Below are 14,173 nucleotides of genomic sequence, written 5' to 3' on the forward strand. Positions count from 1 at the left end.
CATTGATCCGATAAGCTGGACAATCTCGAAAGCCTTGTTCACTTTGGCGAACAATGAGCGATCTCGATTTGCGCGATCTGGCGGCCTTTCTGGCGGTGGCCCGGACCCGGAATTTCCGGAGGGCTGCGGTGGAGACCCATGTTTCGGTGTCCAGCCTGAGCCAGCGCCTGCGCGACATGGAAGAACGGCTCGGGGTACGTTTGCTGCATCGCACAACGCGCAGCGTCGCGCTCACCGAGGCCGGCGAATTGCTGCAGCGCAAAATCGTTCCAGCCATGGGCGACGTTCATGCTGCGTTGCAGGAAATTCGCGATTTCGGTGAGGTGCCGTCTGGCCGTCTCAGGATTAACGCTCCGGCACCAGCCATCGATATCGTCGTGGCGCCGATGGTCACTCCATTTCTGCAGCAATATCCGCAGGTTGAGCTTGAGATCGTTGCCGAGACGTCATTGATCGACATCGTCGCCAGGGGGTTCGATGCCGGCATTCGCTATGGCGAGGATCTGGCGCAGGACATGATCGCGGTCTCACTGGGGCCGCCACAGCGCTTCGTGATGGTGGCTTCCCCGCAATATATTGCGCAGCATGGGCGCCCTACCGCACCGCAGCAATTGCTGCAGCATTGCTGCATCAGGACGCGTTTCGACAACGGTTCGATTCCGGAATGGGAGTTCGAAAAGGACGAACAGGTGATCCGGATACCGCCGCGGGGGCCGCTCTTGGCGAGCTATTCCCGCCTGGGGCTGGAAGCGGCCCGGGACGGACTTGGCTTTTACGCGGTGTTTGAAGGCTATGTCCGGGACGACCTCGCGACCGGGAGGCTGATCAGCGTGCTGGAAGACTGGTTGCCGCCATTCCCGGGCCCGTTCCTGTATTATCCGAGCCGCCGGCAGCCGCCGCCGGCTTTGGCGGCGTTCGTGAGTTTTGTGGCGGAGTGGCGCAAACGGGAGCGGCGGGCTGCGGCCCCGGACAGCCCCGGCGGATCAGAGCGGCAGGGGGATCGCTGAGGCGTTCTCGCGGGTCTGCCAGAAGGTCAGCACGCGCTGTGCCGTGGCGGGCACCAGGCGCTCGAAATTCTGCCGGGCTTCCTCGACATCGGCGGCGGCAGGCGAACGGCCGGGGCCCAGGCGCAGCGTCATCAGGGCGCGAACGGTGGCCCAGGAAATCCCGATCGATTTGCCGAGGATCAGCATTGGATCGTCGCGGTCGCCTTTGAGGAGCTGGTCGATGGTTCCGATCCGCACGCCCGACAGGGCGGCCAGGGCAGCGGCGGTTTCCTCATATTGATGGGCGCGGGCAAAGCGCAAAAGCGCGCCTTCGTTCAGTTCGTCGGCCTGGTGCAGTTTGCGAATGGCACGCTGCGCGGTGGCGAAGTCGCGGGTGACGGTCAGGTGCGTCGGCGCGCCGGTGATGTCCTGCATCGCGCGGTTGATCGCGGTGCGCAGTTCAGGGGCTGCGGCATCGAACAGCCGGCGGCGAACCACCTCGACCGACTGCGCCAGCAGGTGTTTGAGTTGATCGGGCCCGAGATCGTCGCGCTGGCCGATGGTGACGGCGAGCACGCCGTCATCGCTGGCGCGGCGAATGAGGCCGGTATAGCCGAGCTGCGAGAAAGCGGCGCCGGCATTGCCGGCGACCCGGCGGATCACGTCGCGGTCGCCGCGGCGGACGATCACGTCGGTGAGGCGCGGCGTCAGCGTCGAGCGGTCGGAAATCGCCAGCAGATGGGACTGGCCCTGAATCTTGGCGATGTCGACCAGCGTCGGCTCGTCGATCAACGGCGAGCGGCGCAGCAGTGGCCCGGCGATCAGGATTTCGTCGTCACGGACCAGCAGGGCGATGAGTTGCGGCGGCGCATTGACGAGGTCGGACAGCCGTTCGGCCAGCGCGCTGCGCGCTTCGACCTCGGTTTGTGGAACCAGACTGGTCAGGATACCGTCGAACAGATCGACATGGGCTGGCTGATAGCGGGAAGCACCCTTCAGGAAGAGCTCTGAAATCTTACGCACCGCCTCGCCGCGGCGCTTCGGATCGCTATCTCTGACGATGTTATCCAGGCCCGGAATGAGCGATTTCGCCTCAGCCATCAAAAAATACTCAACACCACCATACGGAAAGGCTGGCGCACCCTAGATCGGGTTCGTGAAGGAACGGTTAGCCGCAGGATTGGGCTACCGCGGGTTGCAGAAATATTGCCGGGCAGCCACTGCGACCTTGCCGGCGCACTGGAAAACGGCTATATCGCCCACAAGTTATTAGGTTCTCATACGATCGCGTTTGAGAGTGGGCCCCTCGGGACCCGCTCTTTTTTATTACCTGAATGGGCCCTGGCTGGTGATCCCGGCGGGGTTCGTCCGGGTCCAAGGAAGGGCCGAAAGCCCGACGCGACACGACCCTATCTGCAGGCGGCACGCGAATTCAGATATTCTCCAACCGGAATAATTCGATCCTGGACATGACCGACCAAAAGCCAGAAACCGTTGATACCGAGCTGCTTTCCGAGCCGCGCCTGGTGATCGAGCCGGGTGCTGCGGCGCGGGTATCGGCTGTCGCCACGCCTGTGCTTGAAAACCTCGGTTACCGGCTGGTGCGGATCAAGATTTCGGGCGAACTCGGCTGCACCGTGCAGATCATGGCAGAGCGGCCGGACGGCACGATGCTGGTCGAGGATTGCGAGGCGATCTCGAACGCGCTGTCGCCGGTGATGGACGTCGCCGATCCGATCCAGCGCGCCTATCGCCTCGAAATTTCCTCGCCCGGCATCGATCGTCCGCTGGTCCGGCGCACCGATTTCGAGCGTTATCATGGCTATCTGGTTAAGATCGAGATGGCTGTCGCCGTCGGCGGCCGCAAACGCTTCCGTGGCCTGCTCGGCGCTATCGAGGGCGATGTCGTGCTGATCGAGCGCGAAGGCGCCCGGGACGGCGAGGACCCCATCACGCGGTTGCCGCTGGAAGACATCTCCAATGCCAGCCTGGTGCTGACCGACGAGCTGATTGCCGAGTCCATGCGCCGCGGCAAGCACGCCGAGCTTGATCTCAAGCGAGAGCTCGGTCTGGCGCCGCCGCCGGCCCCCCATGCCAAGCGCAGCGATCCGAAAAAGAGCTTTGCGCCGAAGCCGAAACTCAAGGCCGCGAAAGCTGCCAAGAAGCCTTTGCCGAAGAATACCAAAGAACATCGTCTGGCCGCCGATCGTGCGCGCCGAGGCGAAATCGATCCCATCGAAGGAGAATGAGCTATGGCCGCTGTTAGCGCCAATAAACTCGAACTGCTGCAGATCGCCGACGCCGTCGCGCGCGAAAAATCGATCGACCGCAACATCGTCATCCAGGCGATGGAAGAAGCGATCGCAAAAGCGGCCCGTGCGCGTTACGGCTCCGAAACCGATGTGCATGCCGAGATTCATCCCAAGACCGGCCAGTTGTCGCTGACGCGCCACATGCTGGTGGTCGAGGACGTCGAGAATTCGTCGAACCAGACCTCGCTGTTTGACGCGCAGCGCGCCAATCCGGGTGCGCAGATCGGCGATACCATTGCCGACACACTGCCGCCGCTGGAATACGGCCGTATCGCCGCGCAGTCGGCCAAGCAGGTCATCGTGCAGAAGGTGCGCGAAGCCGAGCGTGACCGGCAGTACCAGGAATTCAAGGATCGCATCGGCGAGATCGTCAACGGCATCGTCAAACGCGTCGAATACGGTTCGGTGATCGTCGATCTCGGCCGCAGCGAAGCCATCGTGCGCCGCGACGAGATGCTGCCGCGCGAAGTGTTCCGCAACGGCGATCGCGTCCGCGCCTATGTGTTTGACGTGCGCCGCGAGACCCGCGGTCCGCAGATCTTCCTGTCGCGCACCCATCCGCAATTCATGGCCAAGCTGTTCGCGCAGGAAGTGCCTGAAATCTATGACGGTATCGTCGAGATCAAGGCCGTGGCCCGCGATCCCGGCTCGCGCGCGAAAATCGGCGTGATCTCGCGCGACTCGTCGGTGGATCCGGTTGGCGCCTGCGTCGGTATGCGTGGTTCCCGCGTGCAGGCCGTGGTCAATGAGTTGCAGGGCGAAAAGATCGACATCATTCCGTGGTCGCCGGATATCGCCACTTTTGTGGTGAACGCGCTGGCGCCGGCAGAAGTCTCGAAAGTCGTGATCGATGAAGATCGTGAGCGTATCGAGGTTGTCGTTCCGGACACCAATAACCAACTATCCCTTGCGATCGGTCGTCGCGGCCAGAATGTGCGCTTGGCTTCGCAGCTGACCGGCTGGGATATCGACATCCTGACCGAGCAGGAAGAATCCGAACGTCGCCAGGCCGATTTCGAAAATTCCACGCGCGTCTTCATGGAAGCGCTGAACGTCGACGAAGTCGTCGGTCAGCTGCTCGCGTCGGAAGGTTTCACCTCGGTGGAAGAGCTCTCGATGGTCGATGCCAAGGAACTGGCTGGCATCGAAGGCTTCGACGACGAAACAGCGGCCGAATTGCAGAGCCGCGCACGTGAATATCTCGAGCAGCTCGAAGCTGAACTCGAAGGCAAACGTAAGGAACTGGGTGTGGAAGACGCTTTGAAGGATGTTCCGGGCGTGACCCTCAAGATGATGGTCAAGTTCGGCGAAAACGACATCAAGACCGTCGAGGATCTCGCCGGCTGCGCCACCGACGATCTGGTGGGCTGGACCGAGCGCAAGGAAGGCTCCGAGCCGACCAAGCACCCGGGCATTCTCGATGCCAGCGAGATCTCCCGTGAAGACGCCGAGCAGCTGATCATGCAGGCCCGCGTCGTGGCCGGCTGGATCACCCAGGCCGATCTCGACAAGGGTGCTGCGCTCGACGCCACCGAAGAAGCGTAAGGACAATGCCACGCGCATGCTCGCCATTGCTGACCAAGCAGATCTGGATAACGGCCCCCGGAGCACCAAGCCCGGGACCGAACGGATGTGCGTGGTCACGCGGAGCGTGCGCCCGATCGATGATCTGATCCGTTTCGTCGTCGCGCCCACGGGCGAGGCGATCCCGGACCTGAAGCGCAAGCTTCCTGGCCGCGGCCTCTGGGTCACGGCCTCCCGCAAGGCGGTGGCCGAGGCGGCCAAGCGCAATCTTTTCGCCAAGGGCTTCAAGAAAGCGGTCAAGGCGTCGCCAACCCTGGCTGACGACACCGACAGGCTGATGGTGCGCGGTGTTATCGAGGCGTTGGCCATGACCGCCAAGGCCGGTCAGGTGGTCTCCGGTTTCACCAAGGTCGAAGACGCCCTGCGCCGCGGAACGGTCGGTGTTCTGCTCCACGCGTCCAACGGCGCCCCTGATGGAATCCGCAAACTGGACGGCATTGCCCGGCAACGCGTGGAATTTGACGCGGAATCCGGCGATGACGCGCCGAAATTGCCGATCATGACGGTTTTGAGCTCCGATGAATTGGATTTGGCATTGGGGCGGTCAAATGTGATACATGCTGCCGTGCTTACGGGCCCGGCGGGCAAAACGTTCCTGTCACGCAGCCAGACTCTGGTCCAATACCGGCTGGCTGACGACGACATCAACGCAAGCGCCAAAGCTTCGCTGACAACTGCTGCGCCGGAGACGGAGCCGCTGACGCCAACGATCTCGCTGATCGAAACTTCGACGACTGTGCGACCGCGCACAACGCAACAAGATTAGGACTGCTGAATGGTTGATACGAAAACGCCTGGTGACAAGACTCTGAGCGTTCCCAGCAAGACCTTGACGCTCAAGCCGCGCGTCGAGCAGGGCACTGTGCGCCAGAGCTTCAGCCATGGCCGCACCAAGCAGGTGGTGGTCGAGAAGCGCGGCAAGCGCCGTATGCCCGGCGATGCGCCGGCTGCTGCGCCTGTCGCGGCTGCTCCGGCACCGGCTGCTCCGGCACCTGTCGAGACTGCTGCACCAGCTCCCGTTGCTGCTGCGCCGGCTGCTCCCGCTGCAACTGCTGCGCCCGCGGCGCCGGTTGCGCGCGCTGCTGCGCCTGCACCTGCACCGGCCGCACCGGCTCCCCGCACTGCTGCACCTTCTCCCGCAGGACGCAGCTCCGCTCCGTCCCCCGCAGCGCCATCGCGCGCGCCGCAGCGCTCGCAGCCCCCGGCTCGTTCGGGTTCGGGCGTCGTGCTCCGTACCCTGACCGAGGAAGAGCGCAATGCCCGCGCCAGCGCGCTGGCCGATGCCCGCGTGCGCGAGCAGGAAGAGCGTCGTCTCGCCGAGATCGAGGCGGCCCGCCGCAACACCAAGGAATTCAAGGAACAGGAAGAGCGTGAAGCCGCCGAAGCCCGTCGCAAGGCCGAGGAAGAGCGTCACCGCCAGGAAGAAGAAGCCAAGCGCCGCGCCGAAGTCGAGGCCAAGCGCCGTCAGGCTGAAGCCGATGCGAAGGCCGCCAAGTCGGCCACGACGACGGCCCGTCCCGGCGCCACCTCAGCTACGCCTGCGCGTGCGCCCGGCGTCGCTGCCGATGGCACCGACGAGGATGAAGGTCCGCGCGTTATTCGCCGTGGTCCCGGCGGCGCCGCGCGCCCCGTGATCGCGCCGAAGCCCACTGCCAAGCCCGGCCCGCAGAAGGAGCGCGGCCGTCTCACCGTGGTCACCGCGTTGTCGGCCGGCGATGTGCGCGAGCGTTCGATCGCCTCGTTCCGCCGCCGCACCCAGCGCCTGAAGGGTCATCAGTCGAACGAGCCGAAGGAAAAGCTGGTTCGTGAAGTCACGATCCCGGAAGCGATCACGATTCAAGAACTCGCCAACCGCATGGCCGAGCGTGCCGTGGACGTTATCCGCCTGCTGATGAAGCAGGGCGCGATCCACAAGATCAACGACGTCATCGACGCCGACACCGCGCAGCTGGTGGCCGAAGAAATGGGCCACACCGTCAAGCGCGTTGCCGAATCGGACGTCGAAGAGGGTCTGTTCGACAAGGTCGACAATTCCACCGATACCGAACCGCGTTCGCCGGTTGTGACCGTCATGGGCCACGTCGACCACGGCAAGACCTCGCTGCTTGACGCGCTGCGCCATGCCAATGTCGTGTCCGGCGAAGCCGGCGGCATCACCCAGCATATCGGCGCGTATCAGGTCATGTCGCCCGAGAGCGGCAAGAAGATCACCTTCATCGATACGCCCGGCCACGCTGCGTTCACCGCGATGCGTGCCCGCGGCGCCAAGGTTACGGATATCGTTATCCTGGTGGTGGCGGCCGATGACGGCGTCATGCCGCAGACCATCGAAGCCATCAATCACGCCAAGGCTGCCGGCGTGCCGATGATCGTGGCGATCAACAAGATCGACAAGCCCGATGCCAAGGCGGAGCGCGTACGCACCGAACTGCTGCAGCATGACGTGCAGGTCGAATCCTTCGGCGGCGACGTGGTCGACGTCGAAGTGTCGGCGAAGAACAAGACCAATCTCGACAAGCTGCTCGAAATGATCGCGCTGCAGGCCGATATTCTCGACCTGAAGACCAATTCGGAACGTCCGGCGGAAGGTACCGTGATCGAAGCCAAGCTCGATCGTGGTCGTGGTCCGGTGGCAACCGTGCTGGTTCAGCGCGGCACCCTGAAGGTCGGTGACATCATCGTGGCCGGTGCCGAAATGGGCCGTGTCCGCGCACTGATCTCCGATCAGGGCGAGACGCTGACCGCAGCAGGTCCGTCGGTGCCGGTCGAAGTGCTCGGTTTCAACGGTCCGCCGGAAGCCGGCGATCGTATGGCCGTGGTCGAGAACGAAGCCCGCGCCCGTGAAATCACCGGCTACCGTGCGCATCAGAAGCGCGAGAAGTCCGCAGCCTCCACCAACGGCATGCGCGGCTCGCTCGAGCAGATGATGAGCCAGCTGAAGACATCGGGTCGCAAGGACTTCCCGCTGATCATCAAGGCCGACGTGCAGGGTTCGCTCGAAGCCATTCTCGGCTCGCTCGAGAAACTCGGCACCGACGAAGTCGCTGCGCGCATCCTGCATGCGGGTGTCGGCGGCATCTCGGAATCGGACGTCACGCTGGCGGAAGGCTTCAACGCCGCCATCATCGGCTTCTCGGTTCGCGCCAACAAGGAAGCTGCCGCTGCAGCCAAGCGCAACGGCATCGAAATCCGCTACTACAACATCATCTACGACCTCGTGGATGACGTGAAGAAAGCCATGTCCGGTCTGCTTGCGCCCACGCTGCGCGAAACCATGCTGGGCAATGCGCAGATCCTGGAAGTGTTCAACATCTCGAAGGTCGGCAAGGTTGCGGGTTGCCGCGTCACCGACGGCACCGTGGAACGCGGCGCGAATGTGCGCCTGATCCGCGACAACGTCGTCGTGCACGAAGGCAAGCTGTCGACACTGAAGCGCTTCAAGGACGAAGTGAAGGAAGTGGCGTCAGGCCAGGAATGCGGCATGGCGTTCGAGAACTACGGCGACATGCGCGCCGGCGACGTGATCGAGTGTTACCGCGTAGAGACCATCCAGCGCTCCCTGTAAGTCCAAATCTTGCAGAGAGACTGATGTGAATGAGACGTCATGCCCGGCCTGCGCGAAGCGAGCTTCGCTAGATGGCCGGGCATCTGCGTCTTTGATGTTTCAGCAGCACTGACGTGAATGGCCGGGACAAACCCGGCCATGACGAATTTCGTTTTGTAGGGAAACCGATGCCCAAGCATCACCAGAAGTCCGCGACGCCGGGCGGCTCGCAACGTCAGTTGCGCGTCGGCGAACTGATCCGCCATGCGATCGCCGATATCCTGTCGCAAGGCGGGGTCCACGATCCCGTATTGGCAACCACCATCATCACCGTGCCGGAGGTGAGGATGTCGCCCGATCTCAAGCTCGCCACCGTCTATGTGATGCCGCTCGGCGGCCAGAACACCGAGCCGGTGCTGAAAGCGCTGGCGGCGAACAAGAGCTTCCTGCGGACCGAGGCCGCGCATCGCGTGAACCTGAAATACGCCCCGGATCTCCGCTTCCGCATCGATGAGCGCTTCGACGAAGCCGAGCGCATCGACAAACTCCTGCGCACGCCTGCCGTTGCGCGCGACCTCAAACCAGACTCGGACGAAAACGAATGACTGTGACGACACCAGCCGCCGCCCTCGATTCACGCCTCGATGAAGCGGGCAATGGCGAGGCCACCCTGTCTCCGGCTGTGCAGCACGGTGACCACGGTCAGCAAAGTGACCGCGGCGGCAATGACCAGCGTCAGCATCAGGGCCCTCGCGGCAATAACGATCCGCGCCATCAGGGCGGCAAGCAACGTCATCAGGGCCAGGTCCGGCGCGACAAGCGCGACGTCCATGGCTGGGTGATCCTCGACAAGCCGATCGGCATGACCTCGACCCAGGCGGTCGCGATTGCCAAGCGCCTGTTCCAGGCCAAGCGCGCCGGCCATGCCGGTACACTCGATCCGCTGGCGTCCGGCGGCCTGCCGATCGCGCTCGGCGAAGCCACCAAGACGGTTCCCTTCGTGATGGACGGCCGCAAGCGCTATCGCTTTACCGTCGCCTGGGGCGAGGAGCGCGACACCGACGACACCGAGGGCCGGGCGACCTTCACCAGCGAGATCCGGCCCACGGCCGACCGGATCCGGGCGCTGCTGCCGCAATTTACCGGCAATATCGAGCAGACCCCTCCGCAATACTCGGCGATCAAGATCCAGGGCGAGCGCGCCTATGATCTCGCCCGCGACGGCGAGGTGGTGCCGCTGGTTCCCCGTCCGGTCGTGATTCACGAATTAGTTCTTACAGAACAGCCAGATAGCGACCACGCCGTGTTCGAGGCCGAATGCGGCAAGGGCACTTATGTCCGTGCGCTGGCCCGCGATATCGGCCGTTTGCTCGGCTGCTACGGCCATATCAGTGCGCTCCGGCGTACCCTGGTCGGACCTTTCGCCGAAGCCGACATGATTCCGCTGGAACAGTTGGAGGCTTTGTGCGATAGAGCCGCGTCTGGCGAGGGCAGCCTCGCCGACGCGCTTTTGCCCGTTGAGACCGCGCTGGACGACATCCCGGCACTGGCCGTCACACGGGCTGATGCGGCAAGGCTCCATCGGGGCCAGGCCGTTTTGTTGCGCGGACGGGATGCGCCCGATTGTAGCGGCACAGTTTATGTCACGGTGGCAGGGCGATTACTGGCCCTCGCTGAAGTTGGCAACGGCGAACTCATCCCCAAGCGCGTGTTTAACCTGACCGGACTGACCGCCAGTTCGGCCCGCAAAGAAAGTAACTGACGATGTCGATTACCGCAGAACGCAAAGCGGAAGTCATCAAGACCAATGCCAACAAGGCCGGCGATACTGGTTCGCCGGAAGTCCAGGTTGCAATCCTCTCCGAGCGCATTGCCAACCTGACCGGACACTTCAAGACCCACACCAAGGACAACCATTCCCGTCGTGGTCTTTTGAAGCTCGTCTCGACGCGTCGTTCGCTGCTTGATTACATCAAGCGCAAGGACGAGGCGCGCTACAAGGCGTTGCTCGAGAAGCACAACATCCGCCGCTAAGACAATCACGCGCGCAATTCTTGCGCGCGTTTTTGCATGAATCGTAGTGCGGGCCACTGTGGGCCGCACGATAACGTCCAGAAGCACTCCGGCAACTGGACGATGACGGGCAAGGTGCTCGTCGCGCGGCGCGATCCCCCAAAGATCCCCGCGACCATCGGAAGGATGGACGCCATTCAGAATACAAAGGCCATGGCAGGATCGCCGGACGCTGATTTCGCGACATCGCGAGCAGCCTCTTGCCGTCTTGCGCATGGCTTTTGTGTTTCGGGCGCCGTTCTCCGTGAACCCATGAAAGAAACCCAAGATGTTTAATGTTCACTCCGTCGAGATCGATTGGGGCGGTCGTCCGCTCAAGCTGGAAACCGGCAAGGTTGCCCGTCAGGCTGACGGTGCCGTCATCGCCACCTACGGCGAGACCGTCGTTATCGCCACCGTCGTCGCCGCGAAGACTGCCAAGGATGGCATCGACTTCCTGCCGCTGACTGTCGACTACATCGAGAAGACCTACGCAGCCGGCCGCATTCCCGGCGGTTACTTCAAGCGCGAAGGTCGTCCGACCGAGAAGGAGACGCTGGTCTCCCGCCTGATCGATCGTCCGATCCGCCCGCTGTTCGTCGATGGCTGGCGCAATGAAACCCAGATCGTCGTCACCGTGCTGTCGCACGACATGGAAAACGATCCGGACATTCTCGCGCTCGTTGCCACCTCGGCTGCGCTGACGATTTCCGGCGCCCCGTTCCAGGGCCCGATCGGTGCGGCCCGCGTCGGCTTCATCAATGATGAATACGTGCTCAACCCGACCCTCGACGAGATGGCCGACACCAATCTCGACCTCGTCGTCGCCGGCACCGGCGATGCCGTGCTGATGGTGGAATCGGAAGCCAAGGAGCTCAACGAAGACGTGATGCTCGGCGCCGTGATGTTCGGTCACCGCCACTTCCAGCCGGTCATCAAGGCGATCATCGAACTCGCCGAGAAGGCCGCCAAGGAGCCGCGCGAGGTCAAGACCATCGATGACAGCGAAATCGAGAAGGAAATGCTCGGTCTCGTCGAAGCCGAGCTGCGCGCTGCTTACGCGATCCCTGTGAAGCAGGACCGCTACGCTGCCGTCGGCGCCGTCAAGGCGAAGGCGATGGCACACTACTTCCCGGAAGGTCAGGAGCCGAAATACGACAAGCTCCGCATCGCTGCGGTGTTCAAGGAACTGGAATCGAAGATCGTTCGCTGGAACATCCTCGACACCAAGAAGCGCATCGACGGCCGCGACCTGACGACGGTTCGTCCGATCGTCGCCGAAGTCGGCGTGCTGCCGCGCGCCCACGGTTCGGCGCTGTTCACCCGCGGTGAGACCCAGGCGCTGGTCGTGACCACGCTCGGCACCGGTGAAGACGAGCAGTACATCGACTCGCTGTCGGGAACGTACAAAGAGACGTTCCTGCTGCACTACAACTTCCCTCCCTACTCGGTCGGCGAGACCGGTCGTATGGGCGGCACCAAGCGTCGCGAAATCGGCCACGGCAAGCTCGCCTGGCGCGCAATCCATCCGGTTCTGCCGGGTCACCACGAATTCCCGTACACCGTGCGCGTGGTGTCGGAAATTACCGAGTCCAACGGTTCGTCGTCGATGGCATCGGTTTGCGGTGCTTCGCTGGCGCTGATGGATGCGGGCGTTCCGATGAAGCGTCCGACGGCGGGTATCGCCATGGGCCTGATCCTCGAAGGCGCACGCTACGCGGTTCTGTCGGACATCCTGGGTGATGAAGATCACCTCGGCGACATGGACTTCAAGGTGGCTGGTACCGACACCGGCATCACCTCGCTGCAGATGGACATCAAGATCGCCGGTATCACCGAAGAGATCATGAAGGTCGCTCTGGGCCAGGCCAAGGAAGGCCGCATTCACATTCTCGGTGAGATGTCGAAGGCGATCAACAACGCCCGTGCCGAGCTCGGCGAATACGCGCCGCGCATCGAGACCTTCAAGATCGCCACCGACAAGATCCGTGAAGTGATCGGCACCGGCGGCAAGGTGATCCGCGAGATCGTCGAAAAGACCGGCGCCAAGGTCAACATCGAAGACGACGGTACCGTGAAGGTGGCCTCGAGCGATGGTGAGTCGATCAAGGCTGCGATCAAGTGGATCAAGTCGATCGCTTCGGATCCGGAGCTCAACGCGATCTATGAAGGCACCGTGGTCAAGGTCATGGAGTTCGGTGCATTCGTGAACTTCTTCGGCGCCAAGGACGGTCTGGTTCACATCAGCCAGCTCGCCGGCGGCCGCGTGCAGAAGACCTCCGACGTCGTCAAGGAAGGCGACAAGGTCAAGGTCAAGCTGCTCGGCTTCGACGATCGCGGCAAGACGCGTTTGTCGATGAAGGCGGTCGATCAGGAGACCGGCGAAGATCTCGAAGCCAAGCAGAAGGCCGCCGAAGGCGCGACTGCAGCGGAGTAATCTCGCAGCGACATTGCGAAGTACGAAAGGGCGGCCGAGAGGCCGCCCTTTTTGTTTGGGCGCGGCGATTGGGGCGAAATCGACGATTAAACCTCCAGCCCTCATCCCGAGGAGCAAAATCAGGTGGCGCAGAGCGACGCCTGATTTTGCGTATCGAGGGATGGCGGGGACCGCCGGCCCATGGTTCGAGACGCCCGCCAAGAGGCGGGCTCCTCACCATGAGGGACCGAGCCGATCACGAAAATGTATGAAGTCTTCCTTTGTAGCTTTCCTGAAGCACCGCAACGGCCAACGCAGCGCCCGGTCCGGCGGATCGTGATCCGTCGCATGTAAGGTGGTATCTCACATCTGTGATGTGCTCCGTGCCGCTGCGTCACAATGCCCGCACATGAAACTGGCAGACCGTGCGTTGCGTAGCTGCCAGACACGCCCGCAAAATCTTCAGGGAGAAGCCCCATGTCATCGATGTCCCGACGCCATCTCATGCTTGCTGCGACCGGCATCGCTGCCGCGGCCATCGCTCCGCGCACTGTCTTTGCCCAGGCCGCCACGCCCGCTGCCGGCAATGCGCCGTTCATCCTGCCGCCGCTGACCTATCCGGTCACGGCGTTCGAGCCGCATATCGATGCCAGGACGATGGAGATCCATCACGACAAGCATCACGCCGCCTATGTCGCCAACATGAACAATTTCGCCAAGGACACCCCGGTGATCGGCGAGAAGCCGCTGGTCGAGGTGCTCGGCAATCTAGGCAGCGTGCCTGACGCGATCCGCACCGGCGTGCGCAACAATCTCGGCGGCCATGCCAATCACACCATGTTCTGGCAGATCATGGGCCCGAATGGCGGCAAGCCGGAAGGCGAGGTGCTCGCCGCGATCGATCGCGATCTCGGCGGCCTCGAGAAATTCCAGACCGATTTCAACGCCGCCGGCGGCCGTCAGTTCGGTTCTGGCTGGGTCTTCGTGATCGTCGACAAGGACGGCAAGCTGTCCATAGAGACCCGTCCCAATCAGGACAATCCGATCATGGATGGCAAGCGTGCGCTGATGGGCAACGACGTCTGGGAGCACGCTTACTATCTGACCTACCAGAACCGTCGCGCTGATTATCTCAAGGCGTGGTGGAATACGGTCAACTGGACCAAGGTCGGCGAGCGCTATGCGGCGGCAAAGGCCGGCACGCTGGCGGTGTGATTGTCCCGCCACACACAGTCCTCATGGTGAGGAGCGCGCCTTTTGGCGCGCGTCTCGAACCATG

The 14,173-nt window shown here is 63.0% G+C and carries 11 protein-coding genes; 10 read left to right on the forward strand and 1 reads right to left on the reverse strand.

What is annotated here, in order from left to right; genetic code table 11:
• Positions 1-53: 53 nt before the first annotated feature.
• Positions 54-1,007 carry a LysR family transcriptional regulator gene (locus ACEK02_RS21265; protein ID WP_371423534.1) on the forward strand — a complete coding sequence of 318 codons (954 nt, stop codon included), beginning with the start codon at positions 54-56 and terminating at the stop codon, positions 1,005-1,007.
• Here ACEK02_RS21265 and ACEK02_RS21270 read toward each other — a convergent pair.
• Entirely contained in the window at positions 984-2,087 is a 1,104-nt protein-coding gene (locus tag ACEK02_RS21270; protein ID WP_371423535.1) for a DUF2336 domain-containing protein, read from the reverse strand. The genes ACEK02_RS21265 and ACEK02_RS21270 overlap by 24 nt on opposite strands.
• 368 nt (positions 2,088-2,455) lie before the next feature.
• Here ACEK02_RS21270 and rimP point away from each other — a divergent pair, with 368 nt between their 5' ends.
• The 9 genes from rimP (at position 2,456) to ACEK02_RS21315 (ending at position 14,109) form a co-directional block, all read left to right on the forward strand.
• A complete protein-coding gene (rimP, locus tag ACEK02_RS21275) occupies positions 2,456-3,235 on the forward strand; it encodes a ribosome maturation factor RimP (protein ID WP_371423536.1) in 780 nt (259 codons plus the stop codon).
• Positions 3,236-3,238: 3 nt separating this feature from the next.
• Positions 3,239-4,843 (forward strand): transcription termination factor NusA, encoded by a 1,605-nt coding sequence (nusA, locus tag ACEK02_RS21280; RefSeq protein WP_371423537.1) that lies wholly within the window; start codon positions 3,239-3,241, stop codon positions 4,841-4,843.
• A 16-nt stretch (positions 4,844-4,859) separates the two neighbouring features.
• The gene (locus ACEK02_RS21285) at positions 4,860-5,648 is read left to right on the forward strand and encodes an RNA-binding protein (RefSeq protein ID WP_371423538.1); all 789 of its coding nucleotides are present in this window, start codon (positions 4,860-4,862) and stop codon (positions 5,646-5,648) included.
• Positions 5,649-5,657: 9 nt separating this feature from the next.
• Positions 5,658-8,447: a translation initiation factor IF-2 gene (gene infB, locus ACEK02_RS21290; protein WP_371423539.1), complete on the forward strand. Its 2,790-nt coding sequence runs from the start codon at positions 5,658-5,660 to the stop codon at positions 8,445-8,447.
• A 167-nt stretch (positions 8,448-8,614) separates the two neighbouring features.
• On the forward strand, positions 8,615-9,031 hold the full coding sequence (gene rbfA, locus ACEK02_RS21295; protein ID WP_371423540.1) for a 30S ribosome-binding factor RbfA: 417 nt from the start codon (positions 8,615-8,617) through the stop codon (positions 9,029-9,031).
• On the forward strand, positions 9,028-10,188 hold the full coding sequence (truB, locus tag ACEK02_RS21300; protein WP_371423541.1) for a tRNA pseudouridine(55) synthase TruB: 1,161 nt from the start codon (positions 9,028-9,030) through the stop codon (positions 10,186-10,188). Before rbfA ends, truB begins: the two co-directional genes overlap by 4 nt.
• 2 nt (positions 10,189-10,190) lie before the next feature.
• Positions 10,191-10,460, forward strand: a complete 270-nt coding sequence (rpsO, locus tag ACEK02_RS21305; RefSeq protein ID WP_092140706.1) for a 30S ribosomal protein S15 — start codon at positions 10,191-10,193, stop codon at positions 10,458-10,460.
• 307 nt (positions 10,461-10,767) lie between these two features.
• Complete coding sequence (gene pnp / locus ACEK02_RS21310) at positions 10,768-12,915, forward strand: polyribonucleotide nucleotidyltransferase (protein WP_371423542.1); 2,148 nt, start codon at positions 10,768-10,770, stop codon at positions 12,913-12,915.
• Between the two features lie 456 nt (positions 12,916-13,371).
• A complete protein-coding gene (locus tag ACEK02_RS21315) occupies positions 13,372-14,109 on the forward strand; it encodes a superoxide dismutase (RefSeq protein WP_371423543.1) in 738 nt (245 codons plus the stop codon).
• Positions 14,110-14,173 lie beyond the last annotated feature (64 nt).

Source organism: Tardiphaga sp., from assembly GCF_041424195.1.
Lineage (GTDB): Bacteria > Pseudomonadota > Alphaproteobacteria > Rhizobiales > Xanthobacteraceae > Tardiphaga.